The 22,288-nt window shown below is 71.9% G+C and carries 21 protein-coding genes and 4 tRNA genes; 9 read left to right on the forward strand and 16 right to left on the reverse strand.

Annotated elements, in window-relative coordinates; translation table 11 throughout:
- The 5 genes from ACIPW5_RS17040 to ACIPW5_RS17060 all read right to left on the reverse strand — a co-directional run.
- The coding region (locus ACIPW5_RS17040) for a DEAD/DEAH box helicase (protein ID WP_401245400.1) at positions 1 to 1,759 on the reverse strand (1,759 nt) is incomplete at its 3' end.
- Positions 1,760 to 2,047: 288 nt separating this feature from the next.
- Positions 2,048 to 2,701, reverse strand: coding sequence for a hypothetical protein (locus ACIPW5_RS17045; protein WP_401245402.1), 654 nt, complete (start codon positions 2,699 to 2,701; stop codon positions 2,048 to 2,050).
- 86 nt (positions 2,702 to 2,787) lie between these two features.
- Positions 2,788 to 3,162, reverse strand: a complete 375-nt coding sequence (gene crcB, locus ACIPW5_RS17050) for a fluoride efflux transporter CrcB (RefSeq protein ID WP_401245404.1) — start codon at positions 3,160 to 3,162, stop codon at positions 2,788 to 2,790.
- Positions 3,159 to 3,638, reverse strand: a complete 480-nt coding sequence (locus tag ACIPW5_RS17055; protein ID WP_401245406.1) for a CrcB family protein — start codon at positions 3,636 to 3,638, stop codon at positions 3,159 to 3,161. The genes crcB and ACIPW5_RS17055 overlap by 4 nt, the downstream gene beginning before the upstream one ends.
- The gene (locus ACIPW5_RS17060) at positions 3,635 to 3,985 is read right to left on the reverse strand and encodes a metallopeptidase family protein (RefSeq protein ID WP_030225620.1); all 351 of its coding nucleotides are present in this window, start codon (positions 3,983 to 3,985) and stop codon (positions 3,635 to 3,637) included. Before ACIPW5_RS17060 ends, ACIPW5_RS17055 begins: the two co-directional genes overlap by 4 nt.
- 126 nt (positions 3,986 to 4,111) lie before the next feature.
- Here ACIPW5_RS17060 and ACIPW5_RS17065 point away from each other — a divergent pair.
- The 3 genes from ACIPW5_RS17065 to ACIPW5_RS17075 all read left to right on the forward strand — a co-directional run bounded on the left by ACIPW5_RS17065 (position 4,112) and on the right by ACIPW5_RS17075 (position 4,392).
- Positions 4,112 to 4,184, forward strand: a tRNA-Glu gene (locus ACIPW5_RS17065).
- A 38-nt stretch (positions 4,185 to 4,222) separates the two neighbouring features.
- A tRNA-Asp gene (locus ACIPW5_RS17070) sits at positions 4,223 to 4,296 on the forward strand.
- A gap of 22 nt (positions 4,297 to 4,318) precedes the next feature.
- Positions 4,319 to 4,392, forward strand: a tRNA-Phe gene (locus ACIPW5_RS17075).
- Between the two features lie 41 nt (positions 4,393 to 4,433).
- On the opposite strand, the gene ACIPW5_RS17080 is transcribed toward ACIPW5_RS17075, so the two are convergent.
- The 3 genes from ACIPW5_RS17080 to ACIPW5_RS17090 are packed head-to-tail and all read right to left on the reverse strand — an operon-like array spanning position 4,434 to position 6,630.
- Complete coding sequence (locus ACIPW5_RS17080) at positions 4,434 to 5,270, reverse strand: cytochrome c biogenesis CcdA family protein (protein ID WP_401245408.1); 837 nt, start codon at positions 5,268 to 5,270, stop codon at positions 4,434 to 4,436.
- Complete coding sequence (locus tag ACIPW5_RS17085) at positions 5,267 to 5,977, reverse strand: DsbA family protein (RefSeq protein ID WP_401245410.1); 711 nt, start codon at positions 5,975 to 5,977, stop codon at positions 5,267 to 5,269. The genes ACIPW5_RS17080 and ACIPW5_RS17085 overlap by 4 nt, the downstream gene beginning before the upstream one ends.
- Positions 5,978 to 6,033: 56 nt before the next feature.
- A complete protein-coding gene (locus ACIPW5_RS17090; RefSeq protein ID WP_401245412.1) occupies positions 6,034 to 6,630 on the reverse strand; it encodes a hypothetical protein in 597 nt (198 codons plus the stop codon).
- A gap of 129 nt (positions 6,631 to 6,759) precedes the next feature.
- Here ACIPW5_RS17090 and hrpA point away from each other — a divergent pair, with 129 nt between their 5' ends.
- Both hrpA and ACIPW5_RS17100 read left to right on the forward strand, forming a co-directional pair.
- The gene (gene hrpA, locus ACIPW5_RS17095; protein WP_401245414.1) at positions 6,760 to 10,683 is read left to right on the forward strand and encodes an ATP-dependent RNA helicase HrpA; all 3,924 of its coding nucleotides are present in this window, start codon (positions 6,760 to 6,762) and stop codon (positions 10,681 to 10,683) included.
- 70 nt (positions 10,684 to 10,753) lie between these two features.
- Positions 10,754 to 10,827: transfer RNA gene (locus ACIPW5_RS17100), tRNA-Asp, on the forward strand.
- Positions 10,828 to 11,461: 634 nt separating this feature from the next.
- On the opposite strand, the gene bldC is transcribed toward ACIPW5_RS17100, so the two are convergent.
- Both bldC and ACIPW5_RS17110 read right to left on the reverse strand, forming a co-directional pair.
- Complete coding sequence (gene bldC / locus ACIPW5_RS17105) at positions 11,462 to 11,668, reverse strand: developmental transcriptional regulator BldC (protein ID WP_003949541.1); 207 nt, start codon at positions 11,666 to 11,668, stop codon at positions 11,462 to 11,464.
- Positions 11,669 to 12,277: 609 nt separating this feature from the next.
- Entirely contained in the window at positions 12,278 to 13,117 is an 840-nt protein-coding gene (locus ACIPW5_RS17110; protein ID WP_401245416.1) for a hypothetical protein, read from the reverse strand.
- A 184-nt stretch (positions 13,118 to 13,301) separates the two neighbouring features.
- Here ACIPW5_RS17110 and ACIPW5_RS17115 point away from each other — a divergent pair, with 184 nt between their 5' ends.
- Both ACIPW5_RS17115 and ACIPW5_RS17120 read left to right on the forward strand, forming a co-directional pair.
- Entirely contained in the window at positions 13,302 to 14,411 is a 1,110-nt protein-coding gene (locus ACIPW5_RS17115; RefSeq protein ID WP_401245418.1) for a Leu/Phe/Val dehydrogenase, read from the forward strand.
- A gap of 276 nt (positions 14,412 to 14,687) precedes the next feature.
- On the forward strand, positions 14,688 to 14,948 hold the full coding sequence (locus ACIPW5_RS17120; protein WP_007265397.1) for a DUF3073 domain-containing protein: 261 nt from the start codon (positions 14,688 to 14,690) through the stop codon (positions 14,946 to 14,948).
- Between the two features lie 108 nt (positions 14,949 to 15,056).
- Here the strand turns inward: ACIPW5_RS17120 and purM are convergent, their stop codons facing one another.
- Together purM and purF are read right to left on the reverse strand one after the other, a co-directional pair.
- On the reverse strand, positions 15,057 to 16,127 hold the full coding sequence (gene purM, locus ACIPW5_RS17125; protein WP_401245420.1) for a phosphoribosylformylglycinamidine cyclo-ligase: 1,071 nt from the start codon (positions 16,125 to 16,127) through the stop codon (positions 15,057 to 15,059).
- Between the two features lie 118 nt (positions 16,128 to 16,245).
- Complete coding sequence (gene purF, locus ACIPW5_RS17130) at positions 16,246 to 17,763, reverse strand: amidophosphoribosyltransferase (protein WP_385126559.1); 1,518 nt, start codon at positions 17,761 to 17,763, stop codon at positions 16,246 to 16,248.
- A gap of 147 nt (positions 17,764 to 17,910) precedes the next feature.
- Between purF and ACIPW5_RS17135 the strand changes: the two genes are divergently transcribed.
- Together ACIPW5_RS17135 and ACIPW5_RS17140 are read left to right on the forward strand one after the other, a co-directional pair.
- A complete protein-coding gene (locus ACIPW5_RS17135) occupies positions 17,911 to 18,006 on the forward strand; it encodes a putative leader peptide (RefSeq protein WP_352211348.1) in 96 nt (31 codons plus the stop codon).
- A gap of 115 nt (positions 18,007 to 18,121) precedes the next feature.
- Positions 18,122 to 19,546 (forward strand): sulfatase-like hydrolase/transferase, encoded by a 1,425-nt coding sequence (locus ACIPW5_RS17140; protein WP_401245423.1) that lies wholly within the window; start codon positions 18,122 to 18,124, stop codon positions 19,544 to 19,546.
- 19 nt (positions 19,547 to 19,565) lie between these two features.
- On the opposite strand, the gene ACIPW5_RS17145 is transcribed toward ACIPW5_RS17140, so the two are convergent.
- The 4 genes from ACIPW5_RS17145 to ACIPW5_RS17160 are packed head-to-tail and all read right to left on the reverse strand — an operon-like array spanning position 19,566 to position 22,268.
- A complete protein-coding gene (locus ACIPW5_RS17145) occupies positions 19,566 to 20,045 on the reverse strand; it encodes an META domain-containing protein (protein WP_401245425.1) in 480 nt (159 codons plus the stop codon).
- 41 nt (positions 20,046 to 20,086) lie between these two features.
- The gene (locus tag ACIPW5_RS17150) at positions 20,087 to 20,878 is read right to left on the reverse strand and encodes a sterol carrier family protein (RefSeq protein ID WP_401245427.1); all 792 of its coding nucleotides are present in this window, start codon (positions 20,876 to 20,878) and stop codon (positions 20,087 to 20,089) included.
- 44 nt (positions 20,879 to 20,922) lie between these two features.
- Positions 20,923 to 21,741, reverse strand: coding sequence for a M23 family metallopeptidase (locus ACIPW5_RS17155; protein ID WP_401245429.1), 819 nt, complete (start codon positions 21,739 to 21,741; stop codon positions 20,923 to 20,925).
- A gap of 11 nt (positions 21,742 to 21,752) precedes the next feature.
- Complete coding sequence (locus tag ACIPW5_RS17160; protein WP_401245431.1) at positions 21,753 to 22,268, reverse strand: ArsR/SmtB family transcription factor; 516 nt, start codon at positions 22,266 to 22,268, stop codon at positions 21,753 to 21,755.
- Between the last annotated feature and the right edge of the window lie 20 nt (positions 22,269 to 22,288).

Here is a 22,288-nt window from a genome sequence, read left to right on the forward strand (position 1 = left end):
CACCACGGTTGTCGTCACGACGGTCATCGCGACGGAAACCACCCGACGGACGGTCGTCACGGCGGAAGCCGCCACGGTCGCCACCACGGTCGTCACGACGGTTGTCGCGGCGCTCGTAGTTGCCCCGGTCGTCACGGCGCTCGAAGGTGCGCTCCTGGGCGACCGGCTCGGCGGCGGACGCCACGGCGGCGGCGACCTCGGCCTCGGCGGCCTCGGCGACCTCGGCGACGGCGGCCTCCGGGTCCTCACCGCGCTCGCGGGCGGAGCGGGCGACGAGGCGGTCGGCCTCCTCGCGCAGCTCGGCGGCGCGACGGGTCGCGCGCTCCAGCTGCTTGGTCAGGTCGGCGACCTCGCGCTCGGCCTGCTTGGCGGCGTTGTTCGCGGAGTCGGCCTGGACCTCGGTGAGCGAGCGCGCACCGGTGATCTCGGCGACCTCCGGGTCGAAGGCGCCGGCGCCCTGGACGATGTGGCGCGAGGCGTCGACGCCCGCGTCCTCCATCAGGCGGAAGATCTGGCGGCGCTGGTGCGGCAGGGCCAGGGAGACGACGACACCGGACTTGCCGGCGCGGGCGGTGCGGCCCGAGCGGTGCAGGTAGTCCTTGTGGTCGCCGGCCGGGTCCACGTTGAGGACCAGGTCGATGCCGTCGACGTGGATGCCGCGGGCGGCGACGTCGGTGGCGACGAGCGCGTTGACGTAGCCGTCCTTGAAGTCGGCGAGGACGCGGGTACGGGCGCCCTGCGTCATGCCGCCGTGCAGCGCGTCGGCCTTCACGCCGGCCTCGATGAGCTGCTCGGCGATGCGGTCGGCGCCCAGCTGGGTGCGGACGAAGATGATGGTGCGGCCCTTGCGGGCGGCGATGGCGGCGGTGACCGGCGCCTTGTCCTTCGGCTTCACGACGAGGACGTGGTGGGTCATGGTCGTGACGTTGCCCTGGGCGCTGTCGACCTCGTGGCTGACCGGGTTGGTCAGGTAGCGCTTGACCAGGGTGCCGATCTCGTTCTCCATGGTGGCGGAGAAGAGCATGCGCTGGCCGCCGGCCGGGACCTGGTCGAGCAGCTCGGTGACCTCGGGCAGGAAGCCCAGGTCGGCCATCTGGTCGGCCTCGTCGAGGACCGCGACCTCGACGTTCTCCAGGGAGCAGGCGCCGCGGTTGATGATGTCGCGCAGACGGCCGGGGGTGGCGACGAGGATGTCGACACCGCGCTCCAGGGCGTAGATCTGGTTGCCCATGGAGGTACCGCCGCAGACGACCTTCATCTTCAGGCCGAGGACGTCGCCGTAGGGCTGGAGGGCGTCCGCGACCTGCATCGCGAGCTCGCGCGTCGGGGTGAGGATGACGGCGCGGGGCTTCTTCTTCTCGGTGTAGCCGTCGGCCAGGCGGGCCAGGGTCGGCAGACCGAAGGAGAGGGTCTTGCCGGAGCCGGTGCGGCCGCGGCCGAGGATGTCCTTGCCGGCCAGGGCGTCCGGGATGGTCGCGGCCTGGATCGGGAACGGGGTGGTGACACCGTTCTGGCCGAGCTTGCGCACGACGCCCTCGGGCAGACCGAGGTCCGCGAAGGTGATGGTGGGCTCGGCGTCGTCGGCGTCGGCCGCGTCCGCCTCGGCGGTCACGTCGGCGACGTCCGCCTCGAGGGCCTCGATGATCTCGTCGCGCTCGATGGCGTCCATGGCCTCGGTGACCGCGAGGGTCTCGGCGTCGACGATCTCGGTGGAGTCGTTCTCGGGCATGACGGAACGGTCAGAACTGGAAATGGACATGCGAAATGCGAAACCTTCCGGAGTCTCGGCACGCGCCCAAACTCCGTGAATCGCAAATCGACCGCCTCAATGCGGTCAGCCACGGCTAGGGAGAGTACGCGCCACACGGCGCTCTTCGGATTCGGCGCCGGGCAATGGGATCAAACGATCTATAACCATACGCACCCTCCCGGGGGTCTGGCAAATCTCCCCCCGGACATCGCCCCTGACCTGCAGCGATGCCCCGGGGACGAGTCACGCGAACCCCGGACGGGCCACCCGGACCACCACGGACCGGGGCAGAACGCCCTAGGCGAGGGCCGGCCCCGGACCCGGATCGGACGAGCCGCTCGGTGTGGGTTCCGTCACAGAGGGAGTGGGGGTCGGCTCGGTCGCCCCGCCCGAACCGCCGGAACCGGAGCCGCCGGAACCGGATCCCGAACCCGATCCGCCCGACCCCGAACCCGAACCGGACCCGGACCCCGAACCGGATCCCGAACCCCCGGCGGCCGACCCGGAGCCGCCGGACCCCGAGCCCGACCCGGACCCGCCCGCCGCGGACCCCGTGCCGCCGGCTCCCGTACCGCCCCCGGAGGGCACCTGCCCCTGGCCGCCCGCGCCGCCGCCCGGACCGGCCGACGGAGAGGGCTGCCCGGGCTTCGCGGGGGCACCCGGGCCGGGCGAGGCCCCCGTGGCGCCGGAGGCCTTCCCGGGCTCGCCGGGCCGGCCCGCCTGGTTCCCCGTACCGTCCTTCACGCCGTGGCCGTTGCCGTGCACCCCGGAGCCGCGGCCGCCGCCGGCCGTCCCGGCGGGCCCGCCCGTGTCCTTGCCGCCGACCGAGGCCGAGGGCCCCGGCTTCGCGGCGTCCTCGCCGACGCTCATGCAGCCGGCCGTCGCCGCCACCGCGAGCGCGGAGACGGCCAGTCTGAGGGACGCGGACAGGGAAGCGGTCAAAGGGCGCACGGGGGCACCTCCGGAGCACTGCGGCGGGGTCCGCGATGAGCGGGTCAATGAACCCAACTCCCTTTACCCCGTAAGAGACACGCCCCTTACGCGAACAGCTGTCGAGCCACCTGCGAGCCGAGCGTCACCGCGCCGAGCCCCGCCAGGACCGACGCCGCGACGTTCGCCGCGGCCAGGAACCGCCGGCCGCGCTCGGCCAGCCGCAGGGTCTCGTACGAGAAGGTCGAGTACGTGCTGAGCGCCCCGCACAGGCCCGTCCCCAGCAGCAGGTCCACCCGCGAGGAGCCCGCCCCGGCCAGCGCCGCCCCCGCCAGCACCCCGAGCAGCAGACAGGCGGCGATGTTGACCACGAAGGTCCCCCACGGGAAGACGGAGTCGTGCCGGGCCTGCACCGCCCGGTCGGTCAGGTACCGCAGCGGCGCCCCGACGACGGCACCCGCCACCACCAGCAGCCAGTTCACCGGCGCCCCCGCGCACCGAGCACCAGCCGGGCCGCCGAGGCCGCCGCCCACACCGCGCCCAGCGCCGCCGCCACCGTCAGCCCGGCGTACGCGAGCGCGGTCCCGGCCTCGCCCTCGTCCAGCAGCCGGGAGAAGTCCACGGCGTAGGTGGAGAAGGTGGTGAACCCGCCGAGCACCCCCACCCCCGCGAACGGCCGCAGCAGCGGGTGCGGCGCGCTGCGCCCGCCCTCGCTGATCAGCACCATGAGCACGCCGATCAGCGCGCAGCCCACGGCGTTGGTCCAGAAGGTCGCCCACGGGAAGGCACCGGGCGCGGCCGGCCACAGCAGGGCCACCCCGTACCGGGCCGAGGCGCCGACGGCCCCGCCCGCGGCGACGGCGGCGAGCACCCGGCCCTGCGGCTCGGTGCGCTGGGCGGGTACGTGGAGGTCGACGTCGGGGTCGATCGCCTCCGCGCCGGGGACCGGCTCGGTCACCCGTAGCCCAGGGCGTGCAGCCGCTCGTCGTCGATCCCGAAGTGGTGGGCGATCTCGTGCACCACCGTCACCTCCGTCTCGGCGACCACGCTCTCCCGGTCCTCGCACATCCGCAGCGTGGGGTTCCGGTAGATGGTGATGCGGTCGGGGAGCACACCGGCGTACCACTCGCCGCGCTCGGTGAGCGGGGTCCCCTCGTACAGGCCGAGCAGCTCGGGGTCGTCGGCCGGCGGCTCGTCCTCGACGAACACCGCGACGTTGTCCATCAGCCGCGTCAGCTCCGGCGGAATCCGGTCCAGGGCCTCTGCGACGAGCTCCTCGAACTCCTCGCGCGTCATCTCCAGCACCCGGCCATTGTCGCCCCGGCGGACGCGCCCGCAGCTCGTGGGGGGAAACCGTTTTGGCGATAGCTCCTCCGATCCCATATGCTTCTCACGTCCCCGACGCGCTGCAAAGTGCCCGGCGGGCCTTTAGCCCTCATCGTCTAGTGGCCCAGGACGCCGCCCTTTCAAGGCGGTAGCACGGGTTCGAATCCCGTTGGGGGTACGCAACACCATGTGCGAGACTTGCTCTTGCACACACCAGGTCCTGTGGAGCAGTTGGTTAGCTCGCCACCCTGTCAAGGTGGAGGTCGCGGGTTCAAGTCCCGTCAGGATCGCTGAGGCTGGAAACAGTCTCGTGGCTGGGTAGCTCAGTTGGTACGAGCGATCGCCTGAAAAGCGATAGGTCGCCGGTTCGACCCCGGCCCCAGCCACAAAAGGAAGGCCCCGTCCATCGGACGGGGCCTTCCGCGTTCTACCCCTCCCGCTGCCCCGCCCGGGCCTCGCGCCGCCAGCGCGCCAGGCCGACTGCGAGGGCGCCCGCGCCGAGCAGGCCGAGCAGCGCCCAGTCCGGCACGGCGTCCGCGAGGGAGCCGACCCACCGCTCGACGGCGTACGAGTCGTCCACGTCCAGCAGCCCGGGCAGGGCGCTCGCCCCGTCGTAGGCCAGGAACAGCGCGCCCAGGGTGATGAAGAACAGCCCGGACAGCAGGGAGGTCGTGTGCAGCTCGAAGCGGCCCGCCCGGAAGGCCCGGCCGCGCAGCCAGCGCCGCCGGCCGAGATCGAAGCGCTCCCAGAGCAGGGCCAGCACGAACAGGGGTACGGCCATGCCCAGCGCGTACACCGCCAGCAGCAGGCCGCCGTAGACCGGGCTGCCGCTGACGGCCGCCACCGTCAGCACGCTGCCGAGGATCGGGCCCGCGCAGAAGCCGGCCAGCCCGTAGACCGCGCCGAGGGCGTACACGGACAGGGCGGTGGTGGGCCGGATCCGGCCGGACAGCTCGGAGATCCGGCGCGGGGCGAAGCCGAGGCCCAGGATCTGGGCGAGGCCGAGCGCGATGATCAGCCAGCCTCCGGCGAGGACGAGCACGTCCCGGTTGCCGTGGAAGAAGCGGCCCGCGTAGGAGCCCGCCGCGCCCATCGGCACGAGGGTGCTCGCGAGGCCCGCGTAGAAGATCCCGGTGCGGGCCAGGAGCCGTGAGCGGGAGTCGATGGAGTACGCGAAGAAGGCGGGCAGCAGCAGGGCGCTGCACGGGCTGAGCAGGGCGAGGAGGCCGCCCAGCAGGGCGGCCAGGTATCCGATGTGGGTCACTGCTCCGCCGCCGCCTTGGCCTTGGCGACGGCGGCTTCGAAGGCGGCCAGGGGCTGGGCGCCGGCGATGGGCTGTCCGTTGACGAGGAAGGAGGGGGTGGACTGGACGCCGATGCGGTAGCCCTCCTCCTGGTCGCGGCGCAGGGCGGCCGAGGCCCGTTCGCCGCCCAGGTCGGCCTTGAAGCGGTCGAGGTCGGGGACGCCGGCCTCGCGGGCCAGCTCGACGAGCCGGTCCTCGCCGAAGCCCTTGGCCTTGGCGCCCTCGGCGTAGGCGGCCGCGTGGAAGGCGGCGAAGCGGTCCTGCTGTCCGGCGGCCCAGGCGGCCTTGGCGGCGGCCTCGGACTCGGCGCCGAAGATCGGGAAGTTGCGCCACTCGATGCGGAGGGTGCCGTCCTCGACGTACCGCTTCACCAGTTCGGGTTCGGTGTCGCGGGCGAACTTGGCGCAGTAGCCGCACTTGAAGTCGGAGTACTCGATGAGGACGACGGGTGCGTCGGCGCGGCCGACGGCGAGCTTGTCGCCGGCTTCGCGGCGGGCGAGCGCCTTCAGTTCGGCGGCCGGGTCGGTGCGGGGCGCGGCGGTGCCGGCGGTGTCGCGGCGCGGCTTGTCCTCGGGGGCGGTGGCCTGCCAGGACACCAGGCCGAGGGTGACGGCGGCGAGGGCGACCCCGGCGGAGATCAGCAGGGGCTTGCGGGACGAGCGGGACATGGGTGTGCTCCAGGACTGCGTGGCTGCGTGGGGTGGAAGGGGGGTGGCGGTCCCCCCTACACCCGCATCACGGACAGCTCCACCGGCTTCGGCGCCGGCAGGTCGGGGCCGCGTACGGGCGTCCCCGCGCGGTACGCGGCGTACGGGCACGCCCGCTCGGGCGCCTGCCGCACCGCCGCCGCGAGCTGCGCGTGCTCCTGCGCCCCGCCCCGGGGCAGCACCCCGGCCCCCCGGCCGGGCCCCGGCCCGCCGGGATCGCACGAAGGCCCCCGCGCCGGCCCGGCCGCGGCGGCCGCACCCCGGGCCGGCCCGCCCGGGTCCACGGCGGGGCCCCGCACAGAACCGGCCACGGCCCCCGGGCCGGAACCCCGGTCCGGGGTCCCCGGCACCGGCCCGACCGCGACGGAGGCCGCCTCCGGGGCCGCCCCGCCCGCATCCGCGCCGGGGCCCGTGTCCCGGTCCGGGGTGCCCGCCCGGGCAGGGGCCGCCTCCGGGGCCGGACCCCGGTCCGCGGTCGCCCGTACCGGCCCGGCCGGGGCGGCGGCCGCCCGCAGGTGCGGGGCCCGGTCCGGGGTCGCCGGTACCCGTCCGGCCAGGACGAGGGTGAGGCCCAGGAGCAGCACCAGCCCGGCGGCAGCCCGCAGGCGCCGCACGCGGGGACGGAAGGACAAGGGTGGGCGGCCTCTCACTGGCACAACTGGGGGACTCGTCCCGAAATGGTACGGGGAGGGGCACAAATGCGTTCGCCACCCGCCCGGCCCAGGTGAGATCCTCGATCAGGTATGTCTACTTCCTTCGCCGCCCTGCAGACGCTTCTCGGTGAGATCTCCCTCCGTGACGCGCACCGCCTCGGCCGCCGCCTCGAGGGCGCCCGCCGCATCCGCAAGCCCGAGGCCAGGCAGGCCGTGCTCGACGAGATCGCCGCGGAGGCCGAGAAGGCCGCCGCGCGACTGGCCGGCCGCGCCTCGCGCATGCCGGAGGTCACGTATCCCGAGAACCTGCCCGTCAGCCAGAAGAAGGACGAGATCGCCGAGGCGATACGCGACCACCAGGTCGTGATCGTCGCGGGCGAGACCGGCTCCGGCAAGACCACGCAGATCCCCAAGATCTGCATGGAGCTGGGGCGCGGCGTCCGGGGCATGATCGGGCACACCCAGCCCCGGCGGATCGCCGCCCGCACGGTCGCGGAGCGCATCGCGGAGGAGCTGAAGTCGGAGATCGGCCAGACGGTCGGCTGGAAGGTCCGCTTCACCGACCAGGTGGACCAGGACGCGACCTTCGTGAAGCTGATGACGGACGGCATCCTGCTCGCCGAGATCCAGACGGACCGCGAGCTGCGCGCCTACGACACGATCATCATCGACGAGGCGCACGAGCGGTCGCTGAACATCGACTTCCTGCTCGGCTACCTGGCCACCCTGCTGCCCAAGCGCCCCGACCTCAAGGTGGTCATCACCTCGGCGACCATCGACCCGGAGCGGTTCTCCCGGCACTTCGGGGACGCGCCGATCGTCGAGGTCAGCGGGCGGACGTACCCGGTGGAGGTGCGCTACCGGCCGCTCCTGGAGGAGGACTCCGAGGAGAGCGACCGGGACCAGATCACCGCGATCTGCGACGCCGTCGACGAGCTCCAGGGCGAGGGTGCCGGCGACATCCTGGTCTTCCTCTCCGGTGAGCGGGAGATCCGGGACACGGCGGACGCGCTGGAGAAGCGCAAGCTGCGCTTCACCGAGGTGCTCCCCCTGTACGCGCGGCTCTCGCACGCCGAGCAGCACCGGGTGTTCCAGCAGCACACGGGCCGGCGGATCGTGCTGGCGACGAACGTCGCCGAGACCTCCCTGACCGTCCCGGGCATCAAGTACGTGATCGACCCGGGCACGGCCCGCATCTCCCGCTACAGCCACCGCACGAAGGTGCAGCGGCTGCCGATCGAGCGGATCAGCCAGGCCAGCGCCAACCAGCGCAAGGGCCGCTGCGGCCGTACGAGTGACGGCATCTGCATCCGGCTGTACTCCGAGGACGACTTCAACGCGCGGCCGGAGTTCACGGACGCGGAGATCCTGCGGACGAACCTGGCGTCCGTCATCCTCCAGATGACCGCCGCGGGGCTGGGGGAGATCGAGAAGTTCCCGTTCATCGACCCGCCGGACCACCGCAACATCCGCGACGGCGTGCAGCTGCTCCAGGAGCTGGGCGCGCTGGACCCGTCCGAGAAGGACCACCGCAAGCGGCTCACGCCGATGGGACGGCAGCTGTCCCAGCTGCCGGTGGACCCGCGGCTGGCCCGCATGGTGGTGGAGGCGGACAAGAACAACTGCGTCCGCGAGGTCATGGTCATCGCGGCGGCGCTGTCCATCCAGGACCCCCGCGAGCGGCCCTCGGACAAGCAGACGCAGGCGGACCAGAACCACGCCCGCTTCAAGGACGAGACCAGCGACTTCCTCTCGTACCTGAACATGTGGCGCTACGTCCGCGAGCAGCAGAAGGAGCGCGGCTCGTCCTCCTTCCGCCGGATGTGCAAGCAGGAGTACCTGAACTTCCTGCGGATCCGCGAGTGGCAGGACATCTACTCGCAGTTGCGCACGGTCGCCAAGACCATGGGCATCCACGTCAACGAGGCCGACGGCGCCGAGCAGAACGTCCACATCTCGCTGCTGGCCGGTCTGCTGTCGCACATCGGTCTGAAGGACACCGACAAGAACGAGTACCTCGGTGCCCGGTCGGCGAAGTTCGCGGTCTTCCCGGGTTCCTCGCTGTTCAAGAAGCAGCCGAAGTTCCTGATGTCGGCCGAGCTGGTGGAGACCTCGCGGCTGTGGGCGCGGGTGAACGCCAAGGTGGAGCCCGAGTGGGTGGAGCCGCTCGCCCAGCACCTGATCAAGCGCACGTACAGCGAGCCGCACTGGGAGAAGGACCAGGCGGCCGTGATGGCGTACGAGAAGGTCACGCTGTACGGCGTGCCGATCGTGGCGCAGCGGAAGATCAACTACGGCCGGATCGACCCGGAGGTGTCGCGGGAGCTGTTCATCCGCAACGCCCTGGTGGAGGGCGACTGGCGGACGCACCACAAGTTCTACGCCGACAACCGCAAGCTGCTGACCGAGGTCGAGGAGCTGGAGAACCGGGCGCGGCGCCGCGACATCGTCGTGGACGACGAGACCCTGTTCGACTTCTACGACCAGCGGATCCCGGAGCACGTGGTCTCGGGGGCGCACTTCGACTCCTGGTGGAAGCACAAGAAGCGCGAGGAGCCCGAACTCCTCGACTTCGAGCGCGAGATGCTGCTGACGGAGAAGGCGGCCGGGGTCACCAAGGCCGACTATCCGGATTCCTGGCGGCAGGGGCAGCTGAAGTTCCGGGTGACGTACCAGTTCGAGCCGGGTGCGGACGCGGACGGTGTGACCGTGCACGTTCCGCTCCAGGTGCTGAACCAGGTCACGGACGAGGGCTTCGACTGGCAGATCCCGGGTCTGCGGGAGGAGGTCGTCACGGAGCTGATCCGTTCGCTGCCGAAGCCGATCCGCAGGCACTACGTGCCGGCGCCGAACTACGCGACGCGCTTCCTGCAGACGGCGCACCCGATGCAGGAGCCGCTGCCGGTGACGCTGGCGCGCGAGCTGCACCGGATGGTGGGCGTACCGGTGGCGGCGGAGGACTTCGACCTCGGCCGGATCCCGGACCACCTGAAGATCACTTTCCGGATCGTCGACGAGCGGCGCCGCAACCTCGCCGAGGACAAGGACCTGGAGTCGCTCCGGCTGAAGCTGAAGCCGAAGGCCCGCCAGGCCCTCTCCAAGGCCGCGGCCGCCACGGCCGAGCGGGCGGGCGGGGAGTCCCTGGAGCGGACCGGTCTGACGGACTGGACGATCGGCACGCTGGAGCGGGTCTTCGAGACCCGCCGGGCCGGCCAGCCGGTGAAGGCGTACCCGGCCCTGGTGGACGACGGGGCGAGCGTCTCGGTGCGCCTCTTCGACACGGAGGCCGAGCAGCAGCGGGCGATGTGGCTCGGCACGCGGCGGCTGATCCTGCTGAACATCCCGGTGAACCCGGCGAAGTTCGCCTCCGACAAGCTGTCGAACCAGCAGAAGCTGGCGCTGTCGCGCAATCCGCACGGCTCGATCCAGGCGCTGTTCGACGACTGCGCGACGGCGGCCGCCGACAAGCTGATCGCCGACCACGGCGGTCCCGCCTGGGACGAGGCCGGCTTCCGGCGGCTCTACGACCGGGTCCGGGCCGACCTGGTGGACACGACGGTGCGGACCGTCGGGCAGGTGCAGCAGGTCCTGGCGGCCTGGCAGGCCTGTGAGCGGCGGCTGAAGGCCACCAACAGCCTGGCCCTGATGGCGAACGTCGCGGACGTGAAGGCGCAGCTGGCGGCCCTGGTGCCGGCCGGGTTCGTGACCCTGACCGGGCTGCGGCGGCTGCCGGACCTGATGCGCTATCTGGTGGCGGCCGACCGGCGGCTGCAGCAGATGCCGACGGGTGCCCAGCGCGACACCACGCGCATGCAGAAGGTCCACGAGATGCGGGACGAGTACCTGTGGCTGCTGGAGCAGTTGCCGAAGGGGCGGCCGGTCCCGGAGGCGGTCACGGAGATCCGCTGGATGATCGAGGAACTGCGGGTCAGCTACTTCGCGCACGCCCTCGGGACGGCGTACCCGATCTCCGACAAGCGCATCGTGAAGGCGGTGGACGCACTCGCCCCGTGATCGGGTTCGACCGCACCCCCTGACCTGCTGTACAGTCTGATTCGCAGCCGAGAGATCGGCAGCGCATCGAGGACCTGTGGAGCAGTTGGTTAGCTCGCCACCCTGTCAAGGTGGAGGTCGCGGGTTCAAGTCCCGTCAGGTTCGCAGAAACGTCAGGGCCCGTATCCCGCAAGGGATGCGGGCCCTGACGCGTTTCCGGGTACCGGCCGCCCGTACGGGCCGACGGGACGGACCCGCCCCCCTCTTCCCCGTCACCGGCCGAGCCCTCGGCGCCCCTGTGAGCCCTTCTGCGGGCCCCGGCGCCCCCTCGCCGCTTCCCCGGGCGCCGACGCGGCCCGGGGCCTTCCAGGGGGCCTTCAGCGGGCCCGGGGGAACACATCGCCCAGAGGGGAGAAATCCCCCGTACGCGTGAGGCGCTCTGTGCCGGACCTCCCTTTACGGGGGGCATTGCCGGATGTACAAGAGTTATCAGCTGTGACGGGAGTCACCACATGAGTTTTTGAGACCCGCACGTTTATCGGACTCATACGCACGCTCGATTTAATATGTGCAATGGCACCTACCCCGCCGGCATCCCGGGGCGAGAGGGTCCCGGACCCCTCCCCGGCCCGCCCCGGGGGCGCTCCGGACATAAAAAGATCGCGCTGGACCCGGCGGAGTCCAGCGCGATCGAACGGCAGTGAGCCTGTTGGGGCAGGCCCAGCCGATGAAGCCATGTGGGTTTCATCGGATTGGGGGATCCGACACGTACCCGTTAATGCGGTGTTGCTGCGGGACCTCAGGCCTCGCTGCGCTGCTGCGGAATTCCCGCCAGCAGTGCGCGAACCTCGGCCTCGCGGTAACGGCGGTGTCCACCCAGGGTGCGGATGGACGTGAGCTTGCCAGCCTTGGCCCAGCGGGTGACCGTCTTCGGGTCCACGCGGAACATCGTGGCGACCTCAGCCGGGGTCAGCAGCGGCTCGGCATCAGGGGTGCGAGCGGTCATGAGCGGCCTCCTCGGGAGAACCGAACCATCTCGGTTCTTTCCTCTAAATTCTGCACCTTGGCCCGCGTTGCCCGAAATGGACATACGCAGGCCGAGTCGGTTATAGGACGAACGGCTTGTCCTCGGCACTACAACTACACCATCCGTCCAGCCTCGACGGCCAAACCGATGGAATTGCCCTCCGAGGTGTTCATCAGCGGCGGAAGCCGATGGACCGTCCCATAACGGACAGTCACCCCACTGTGACGATCAGTCACAGAGCGATCAGGAGTCGTCAGACCCCCCATAGAGTGCAATACCGAGCATTCCGCCCAAAGTTGGGTGGAAGGAACCCTCCCCGGACTCCTTGTCCTATTTTGGCACGAGGGTAGGGGAAGGGCGCAAGGGTGTGGATAGTGCGTTCCGTCACGCTTGGGCCAATGGCCCGTATCGGGACGTAGGTCCTGGAACTAAGACCCTAATGCGGTGATCGAACCCTTGATCTGCGTATTGTGGCCGATCGGCCGATGACAACCGATACGGGCGATACGCGAGGGGTCCGAACGGGTACCGAACGGGATTCGTACATGATCCCCACCGACCCCGGGTTGCGAAAGGGCCAAAGCCCCCCTAGTTCGCGAAGAGCCTCTCCCGGACCGCCCGCCACCGCAGCGAGAGCTCCCCGTACACCTGCGAGGCGCCCTCGGCGTCGCCGGCCCGCAGGGCCGCGAGTCCCTCCGCCAGGTCACGCGCCGACCGGTCCCCCGCCAGGCCGTCAGCCGGCAGGGCGTGCAGCAGCCCCCCGTAGTCCAGTTCGACCATCGACCGCGGGTGGAACTCCTCCAGCCAGCTCCCGACCTCCACCAGCCCGTCCGCCAGCACCCCGTAGCCCCGGCCCTCCTCCGCCCGCAGGGTCCGCAGCGCCCGCGCGAGCCGCCGCCGGGCCTGCACCATCGGCGTCCGGTAGCGCAGCCGTTCGCCCGGCAGGTACTCCCGCTCCTCGTCCGCCACCAGCACGAACCAGCGCAGCGGGACCTGCCACACCCCGGTGCGGATCCACGGGCGCGCGTCCGGGTTCCGCTCGCGCCAGGCCTCGTACGCCTCGGCGGCCCGGCGCCGCTGGAGCGGCGGCAGTGCCGCGTCCAGCACCGGGCGCGGGAACTCGGCCACCAGCTCCTGCAGCGCCAGCCAGCCGCGCAGCCGGGTCCGCCAGGGGCACACCAGCAGCACCCCGTCCCGTTCCGCGGTGAAGGCGTCCCCGCTCTCGTGCGCCGGGACCCCGACCACGGGGACCCGTACCAAATCGGAGAGCGAGCGCCGCAGTTCGTCCTGGGCCGTCGGGGAGGTCCCTCGCCGGGCGTACGCGGCCCAGTGCGTGCGCTCGGGTTCCGCGAAGGCGGTCAGGGGCTCGTACACGCGCAGGTAGGAGGCGTACGGGACGGCCGGCCCGGGCCGTGGGGATTCGCTCACGCACCGGTCCTCCCCTTTTCGGCGCTCCGGCTCACCTCCGGGACCCGGGTAACCCGGGAGTGTTCCGATCCCCGGACAGGGGCTACCCCCGCGCGCCGCAGGTCTTACTCTGCTCCCAGTGCGCCCTCCCCCACCCGCAGGGCGGGCGTCTTTCCGCCGCATCTCTTCCATGGGAGTCACCACCGTGACCGAAATGACCGACGGCGTCCTGCACACCCTGTTCCGTTCGGAGCAGGGCGGCCACGAGCAAGTCGTGCTGTGCCAGGACCGTGCCACGGGCCTCAAGGCCGTCATCGCCATCCACTCCACCGCCCTGGGCCCCGCCCTCGGCGGCACGCGCTTCCACGCGTACGCCTCGGACGAGGAAGCCGTCCGCGACGCGCTGAACCTCTCGCGCGGCATGTCCTACAAGAACGCCCTCGCCGGTCTCGACCTCGGCGGCGGCAAGGCCGTGATCATCGGCGACCCGTCCGTCCTCAAGAGCGAGGAACTCCTGCTGGCCTACGGCCGGTTCGTGGAGTCGCTCGGCGGCCGCTACGTCACCGCCTGCGACGTCGGCACCTACGTCGCGGACATGGACGTCGTCGCCCGCGAGACCCGCTGGGCCACCGGCCGCTCCCCCGAGAACGGCGGCGCCGGCGACTCCTCGGTCCTCACCGCCTACGGCGTCTTCCAGGGCATGCGCGCCAGCGCCCAGCACCTGTGGGGCGACCCGACGCTGCGCGGCCGCAAGGTCGGCGTCGCCGGCGTCGGCAAGGTCGGCAAGCACCTGGTGCGGCACCTCCTGGAGGACGGCGCCGAGGTCGTGATCACGGACGTCCGCGAGGAGTCCGTCCGCGAGCTCCTCGACCTGCACCCGGACGCGAAGCTCAGCGCCGTCGCCGACACCGAGGCCCTGATCCGCGTGGAGGGCCTGGACATCTACGCCCCCTGCGCGCTCGGCGGCGCCCTGAACGACCACTCCGTCCCGGTCCTGACCGCCACGGTCGTCTGTGGTGCGGCGAACAACCAGCTCGCCCACCCGGGCGTGGAGAAGGACCTCGCGGACCGCGGGATCCTCTACGCCCCGGACTACGTGGTCAACGCGGGCGGGGTCATCCAGGTCGCCGACGAGCTGCACGGCTTCGACTTCGACCGGTGCAAGGCGAAGGCCTCGAAGATCTTCGACACCACGCTCGCCATATTCGCACGTGCGAAGGCGGACGGCATTCCGCCGGCCGCGGCAGCCGACCGGATCGCCGAGCAGCGGATGTCCGACGCCCTCGCGGAGCGCGCCGCGGCACGCAAGGCGTAGCCCTTCGGGGACCCGCCGGAGCGCGGCGAGACAGAACTCACTGCGCTTCGGCGGGTCGGCGGCCAGGAAAGCGTTAAAATCGCAGCTGACCAGCGAGTACGGGGTGCCTCACTGGTTCTGTGGAGAGGCGCGTCATGCGGGCGGCGTACCGTATGGCCGCGGAAGCAGGTACCGTTAAACCCCTACGGACGGTCTCTCCACGGAGAGCCCGCTCCGAACCATGAACGCGTGTCAGACTCTGGGGCCGTCGAGCCCCGTCACCGAGGGGGTCGAGCCATGGGGCGCGGCCGGGCCAAGGCCAAGCAGACAAAGGTCGCCCGCCAGCTGAAGTACAACAGCGGCGGGACTGACCTCTCGCGTCTGGCCAATGAGCTGGGCGCATCGCCGACAGAGCCGCTGCCTATCAGCGCGCCGGTCGAAGTCGATGACGATCTGGACGACGACGACCCGTACGCCAAGTACGCGGATCTGTACAACGATGACGACGAGGACGAGGACGAGCAGTCCGGTCCCTCGGCGCACCGTCGCGGGGCTTGACGCACGATCCTCTGTTCACGGCGTGCGTACCCGCAGGCTGACTGAACTCGTTCCACATGTGCCGAAACCCGGTCCAGGGCATTGCCCCGGACCGGGTTTCAGTGCTGCTCAGACCGCGTAGCTCCCGGTCAGGGTCGCGCCCTCGGCGTGGTCGCCCCGGTCGAGGATCTCGCCGGCGACCCAGGCCTCGACGCCCCGGTCGGCGAGGGTGGTCAGGGCCACGTCCACCGACTCCTGCGGGACCACGGCCATCATGCCGACGCCCATGTTCAGGGTCTTCTCCAGCTCCAGCTGCTCGACGCTGCCGGCCTTGCCGACCAGGTCGAAGATCGCGCCGGGCGCCCAGGTGGAGCGGTCGACGGTCGCGTGCAGGTGGTCCGGGATGACCCGGGCGAGGTTCGCCGCGAGGCCGCCGCCCGTGATGTGGGAGTAGGCGTGGACCTCGGCCGTCCGGGTGAGGGCCAGGCAGTCCAGCGAGTAGATCTTGGTCGGCTCCAGCAGTTCCTCGCCGAGGGTGCGGCCGAGCTCGTCGACGTGCCGGTCCAGGGACATCCCGGCCCGGTCGAAGAGGACGTGCCGGACGAGCGAGTACCCGTTCGAGTGAAGGCCGGACGAAGCCATCGCGATGACGGCGTCCCCCGTACGGATGCGATCGGCTCCGAGGAGGTTGTCGTACTCGACCACACCGGTGCCCGCGCCCGCGACGTCGAAGTCGTCCGGGCCGAGCAGGCCCGGGTGCTCGGCGGTCTCGCCGCCGACGAGGGCGCAGCCGGCGAGGACGCAGCCCTCGGCGATGCCCTTGACGATGGCGGCGACGCGCTCGGGGTGGACCTTGCCGACGCAGATGTAGTCCGTCATGAAGAGCGGCTCGGCGCCGCAGACGACGATGTCGTCCATGACCATGGCGACCAGGTCGTGGCCGATGGTGTCGTACACGCCCAGCTGGCGGGCGATGTCCACCTTGGTGCCCACGCCGTCGGTGGCCGAGGCCAGCAGGGGGCGCTCGTAGCGCTTGAGGGCGGAGGCGTCGAAGAGGCCGGCGAAGCCGCCGAGGCCGCCGAGGACCTCGGGGCGCTGCGTCTTCTTCACCCACTCCTTCATCAGCTCGACGGCGCGGTCGCCCGCTTCGATGTCGACGCCGGCGGCTGCGTAGCTGGCACCGGTGGTCTTCTCTGTCATGACAGGCGAGAGCTTTCGTGTCGTTGCTGCGTGTGGTGCCGGGCCCCGGGAGAAGCCTCAAAGACAGGGCTCGGCGCAGGTGGAGCCGGGCCGGCCCGGGGAGGGCCGGCCCAAGGGCCTACGGGCGGCGGAGCGCGTCGGCGGCGTCGGTGCCGCCCGCGAGCTCGTTCTCCAGGAGCTGCTTGCCCAGGAGCTGCGGGTCGGGCAGCTCCATGGGGTACTCGCCGTCGAAGCAGGCACGGCAGAGGTTGGGCTTCTGGATGGTGGTCGCCTCGATCATCGAGTCGAGCGAGATGTACGAGAGCGAGTCCGCGCCCAGCGACGTGGCGATCTCGTCGACCGTCATGCCGTTGGCGATCAGCTCGGCCCGGGTGGCGAAGTCGATGCCGAAGAAGCACGGCCACTTCACCGGCGGGGAGGAGATCCGGATGTGGACCTCGGCCGCACCGGCCTCGCGGAGCATCTTCACGAGGGCGCGCTGGGTGTTGCCGCGGACGATCGAGTCGTCGACGACGACGAGGCGCTTGCCCCGGATGACTTCCTTGAGCGGGTTGAGCTTGAGGCGGATGCCGAGCTGGCGGATCGTCTGCGAGGGCTGGATGAAGGTCCGGCCGACGTAGGCGTTCTTGACCAGGCCGGAGCCGTACGGGATACCGCTGGCTTCGGCGTATCCGACCGCGGCGGGCGTGCCGGACTCCGGCGTCGCTATCACCAGGTCGGCGTCGACCGGGGCCTCCTTGGCGAGGCGCCGGCCCATCTCGACACGCGAGAGGTAGACGTTCCGGCCGGCGATGTCGGTGTCCGGGCGCGCCAGGTAGACGTACTCGAACACGCAGCCCTTGGGCTTCGCTTCTGCGAAGCGCGAGGTGCGCAGGCCGTTCTCGTCGATCGCGATGAGCTCGCCCGGCTCGACCTCGCGGACGAAGCTGGCTCCGCAGATGTCGAGGGCGGCGGTCTCGCTCGCGACCACCCAGCCGCGCTCCAGGCGGCCGAGGACCAGCGGGCGGATGCCCTGCGGGTCACGGGCGGTGTAGAGGGTCCCCTCGTCCATGAAGACGAGCGAGAAGGCGCCCTTGACCTGCGGGAGGACCTTGGCGGCCGACTCCTCGATGGTCAGGGGCTTGCCGTCCTCGTCGGTCTGTCCGGCGAGGAGGGCGGTCACGAGGTCGGTGTCATTGGTGGCGGCCACCTGGGTGGCGCGGCCGTCCTGACGGGGGAGGTCGGCAACCATCTCGGCGAGCTCGGCGGTGTTCACCAGGTTGCCGTTGTGACCCAGGGCGATCGAGCCGTGGGCGGTCGCCCTGAAGGTGGGCTGAGCGTTCTCCCAGACGGAGGCTCCGGTGGTCGAGTAGCGGGCGTGACCGACCGCGATATGACCTTGGAGGGATCCGAGGGAGGTTTCGTCGAAGACCTGGGAAACGAGGCCCATGTCCTTGAAGACGAGGATCTGGGAACCGTTGCTCACAGCGATTCCCGCGGACTCTTGTCCACGGTGCTGCAGTGCATACAGTCCGAAGTAGGTGAGCTTGGCGACCTCTTCACCCGGAGCCCAGACACCGAAGACGCCGCAAGCGTCCTGGGGGCCCTTCTCGCCGGGGAGCAGGTCGTGGTTGAGTCGTCCATCACCACGAGGCACGCCACCGAGTGTAGGCGAGATCGACCACTGGTCCGAATTGGGGACGGCCGGGAAATCTCACAGCACAGAGGGTGACGGGACGGCGCCGTCTCGTATTCCGATCACTTTGTTGACAGCTACGAGGCAATTCGTACAGGCTCTCGCTCCATGCAGCCTCTCGGTGACCGTGCCGTCACCCTCGTCGAGCGCCGCCACGTAGACCTGGTCCGTGTCGCGAGCGCCATCTGTCGCTGTTCTGCGTAGTCACAACTCTTTCTCCTTCTTCCTGATTTCGCTCGTCCAGCCCCGCCCTGCCGTGCCGCGCGCCGTCCCGCGCCCGCCCGGGGCAGGGGCGGCCGGGCCGCGCCTTGGAGTTCCCGTGTCTTCGTACAACAGCAAGCTGTCCCGCCGTGCCTTCGGAGGCGCCGTCGGAGTGACCGCGGCCACCGCCGCCGTGGGGCTGGGCGCCGGTCCGGCGCAGGCCGCCGACGGCCGTGACGCGGCCCCGGAGGAGCGTGAGTTCCGGGCCGCGCGGGACCGGCGCTCGCGCCGCCCGAACATCCTGTTCATCCTCGGGGACGACCTCGGCTGGGCCGACCTCTCCTCGTACGGCTCCCCGCACATCAAGACCCCGAACCTGGACCGCCTGGCCCGCCAGGGGGTCCGCTTCACCGACGCGTACTCGGGCTCCGCGACCTGCTCCCCGACCCGCTTCAGCCTGTACACCGGGCGCTACCCGGCCCGTACCAAGGGCGGTCTGGCCGAGCCGATCGCCGACAAGTCGGCCGGCCTGGACCCGACGCACCCGACGCTGGCGTCGCTGCTGAAGGAGGCCGGCTACGCGACCGCGCTGATCGGCAAGTGGCACGCCGGCTACCTGCCCGACTACAGCCCCACCAAGTCCGGCTGGGACACGTTCTTCGGGAACTTCGGCGGGGCGCTGGAGTACTACTCCAAGCTGGGCCTGGGCGGCGAGTACGACCTCTACGAGGGCGACGCCACCTACAAGGACCTGCGCTACTACACGCGGATCATCACGGAGCGGGCGAGCGAGTACGTCTCGCGCGACCACGGCGGCAGGCCCTGGCTGCTGAACCTGAACTTCACCACCCCGCACTGGCCGTGGATCGCCGACGGGGACACCGCCGAGAGCGCCGAGATCGTCCGTCGGATCAAGGCGGGCGACGGCCGGGCGCTGTGGCACCAGGACGGCGGCTCGGTCGAGAAGTACAAGCAGATGGTCGAGGACCTCGACCGGTCGGTCGGCGAGGTGCTGAAGGCGCTGAAGCGCTCCGGCCAGGAGGACAACACCCTGGTGGTCTTCTCCAGCGACAACGGCGGCGAGCGGTTCTCCTACAACTGGCCGCTGTCCGGCAACAAGGCCTCGCTCCAGGAGGGCGGGATCCGGGTGCCGAACATCCTGCGCTGGCCCGACCGGCTGGACGGCGGCCAGGTCAGCCGGGTGCCCGTGTTCAGCCCGGACTGGACCGCGACCCTGCTGGAGGTGGCCGGGACCCGGCCACACCCGGCGTACCCGCTGGACGGGGTGAGCCTGGCCGGGTACCTGCTGCGCGGCGAGAAGGTCGCCGAGCGGAACCTGTTCTGGCGGGTGCGCGGGGAGCGCGCGCTGCGCCGGGGCGACTGGAAGTACTACCGCGGCAAGTCGGGGCGCGACCAGCTGTTCAACCTGGCCGGGGACGTGCGGGAGCAGGCCGACAAGGCGGCCGTCGAGCCGGCCAGGCTGGCGGAGCTGCGCAGGGCCTGGGAGGCCGTCGACGCCGGGCTGCTGCCCTACCCGGCCTGACCCCCGGGCCGCGTCCGGGTCACTCCGCGGCCGAGGCGGCCTCGGCGGTGACGGCGGTGCCGTCGGGGGCCGTGAGGGTGAGGGTGGAGCCCTGGACCTTCCAGGTCAGGGGTCCGCTGCCGAGGAGGGCGGTCAGGGCCCGCTCCTGCTCTCCCGCCGCTCCCTCGCACGCCATCCGGGTGCTGGTCAGCGGGCCGAAGGAGACGGTGGTGCCGGCGACGGTGACCGGGGCGCTGAAGCGGTTGCAGCCCAGGGTGCCGCTCGCCTGCCCCTCGGCGGTGAGGGTGAAGCGTGCCTCCCGGTCGCCGGGGGCGGTGGTCCCGGCGACGGAGCGCACGGTCCAGGCGGTCGCGGTGAGCGGCGCGTCCGGGACGGGCGGCGTGGTGGAGGTCTGCACGGTCAGGGCGGCGTCGCCGCGGTCCTGGCCGTCCGAGGTGCAGCCGGTCAGCGCCAGTACGAGGGCCAGGGCGCCGGTCGTGAGGAGCCTGAGGGTACGCATGCCCCTGGGACGGAGCCGGCGCCCGGCCGGTTCCGTCCCGCTCAGCCCATCAGGGGCAGGAGCCCGGACAGGTCGGCCCGCTCCCCGCTGGCGCTGACCCGTGCCGCGTCCCGTTCCGCGGCCCAGGCGGTGCGGCCGGTCGCGAGCCGGATCCAGGTCAGCGGGTCGGTCTCCACCACGTTCGGCGGGGTGCCGCGGGTGTGGCGGGGGCCCTCCACGCACTGGACCACGGCGAAGGGGGGCACCCGTACCTCGACGGAACCGCCGGGGGCCTTGAGCGCGAGGGCGTCGACGAGGAGCCGCGTACAGGCGGCGAGGGCCTGCCGTTCGAGGGGGATCGCGAGGCCGGTGGCGCGGTTCAGGTCGTCGGTGTGGACGACCAGCTCGACGGTGCGGGTGACCAGGAAGTCGGCCAGGGTCATGTCCCCGATCCACAGGTCCAGCACCCGGCTGCCGGGGTTGGCCTCCAGCGCCCCGGCGAGGCGGGCGCCGGCCCGCTCGTACAGCTCGGGGAGCGGGGCGCCGGTCAGGGTCTCCCGGGCGGCCTCGGAGATCTTCCCGGCGAGGGAGGCGGTGGCGAAGGGCCATTCGACGGCGGTCAGCTCGGCGACGGCGGCGGGCGGCCGGGCGAGGCCGACGGCCAGGGAGTCGGCGATCCATGCGACGTGCGCGGCGAGCTCGGCCACGCTCCACTCGCCGAGCCCGCTGGGCCGCGCGAGTTGCTCGGGGGTCAACTCCCCGACGCCGCGGGCCACGTGGCCGAACTGCGCGGTGACGGCCGCGCGGATCTTCGCCTGGTCGTAGGTGCGCGGCTTCTTCTTGGCGGGCGGCATGTCCCGACCCTACTCGGGGGCGGGCGCGGCGGGTGCGGCTCCGGTCAGACCCCGGTCCGGGTGTCGAAGGCCTCGCCGGCGGCGGGGATCCCGATGCCGCGCCAGGTGAAGGGCAGGCCGTGGGCCACGTCGGGGTCCGGGGCGTCCATGAGCTGGAAGTGGACGTGCGGTTCGGTGGAGTTGCCGGAGTTGCCGCACTCGGCGAGCGGCTGTCCGGCCGTGACGCGGTCGCCGGGGCGGACGGTGAGGGAGCCGCGGCGCAGGTGGGCGTAGAGGGCGTGGACCCCGTCGCCGAGGTCCAGGACCACGTGGTTGCCGAGCACGAAGCGGGTGCCGCCGAGGTCCCGGACCCCGCCCGCGAGCAGCATCTGCCACAGGGCGGCGGGCCAGGAGTTGCGGCTGCGGTGGTCGCGCTGGCGGTCGTCCGCCCGGACCACGGTCGCGTCCGCCACCGCGAGGACCGGGGCGCCGTAGGCCGGGAAGTCGGAGTGGGGGCGGGTCAGCGGCCACAGGGCGGCGAAGCCGGGGCGCTGCCGGCCCGATCCGGGCTCCGGCTCGGCCACGAGGTCGATGGCGCAGGCCTGTCCGTAGCGGTGGGTGCCGTGGCTGGGGACCCGGTCGGCCGGGCTGTTGAGCGCGGACCAGCGGCCGCCGACCGGGGGGTCGATCGTGCGGGCGGTCTCCCCGGTGCGGGCGCCGCGCGCCGCGCCCGCGCCCACGGCGAGGCACAGGGCCGCGCCCGTACCGGCGCACACCGCGAACCAGACCATGCCGAAGGGCAGTCCGACGGTGAGGTCGGCGGCGATCATCGCGAAGGAGGCGGTCAGCAGGATCCGGTAGAGCACGTGGAAGGGCTTGGGCACGGGATCGCTCCTCAGGGGGTCGCGGCGGAGAGCAGGACGAGGAGCGGGACCACCCGTCCGGCGGGGACCTCGTGGCGGCTCCGGCCGGCCGGGTGCAGCCAGCCGGCGGCGGTGAGCTGGCGCAGGTGGTGGTAGACCTGCCCGCTGGTGCCGACGCCGTCGAGGGCGGTGAGTTCCGCGACGGTGCGCCGTCCGGCCAGGACCTCCCGCAGCAGGCGCAGCCGTACGGGGTGGCCGAGGGCGGCGAGGGAGTCGGCGGTGCGGCCGCCGTCGGCCTCCGGGTCGAGGAGGTCCGCGGTCGGAGAGCCCTGCTGCCAGTCGTAGCGCTCGCCGGTGGGCAGGGTGACGGCCCCGGTGAACAGGACCCCTCCGGTGTCGGATCCGAGTGCGGCGAGCCGCGCCTTCCAGCCCTCCAGCGCCCAGAAGTCGTCCTCGGCGGGCGGCTGCGGCGGGCGCGGGCCCGCTCCTTCGAGTGCGGTCAGCCGGCGCTCCAGCTCGGCGACCCGTTCTTCCAGCTCCGGCTCCATGTTTCGAAGTTACGTGATTA

It is taken from the genome of Streptomyces sp. NPDC090077, assembly GCF_044747545.1.
In the GTDB taxonomy this organism is placed as follows: domain Bacteria; phylum Actinomycetota; class Actinomycetes; order Streptomycetales; family Streptomycetaceae; genus Streptomyces.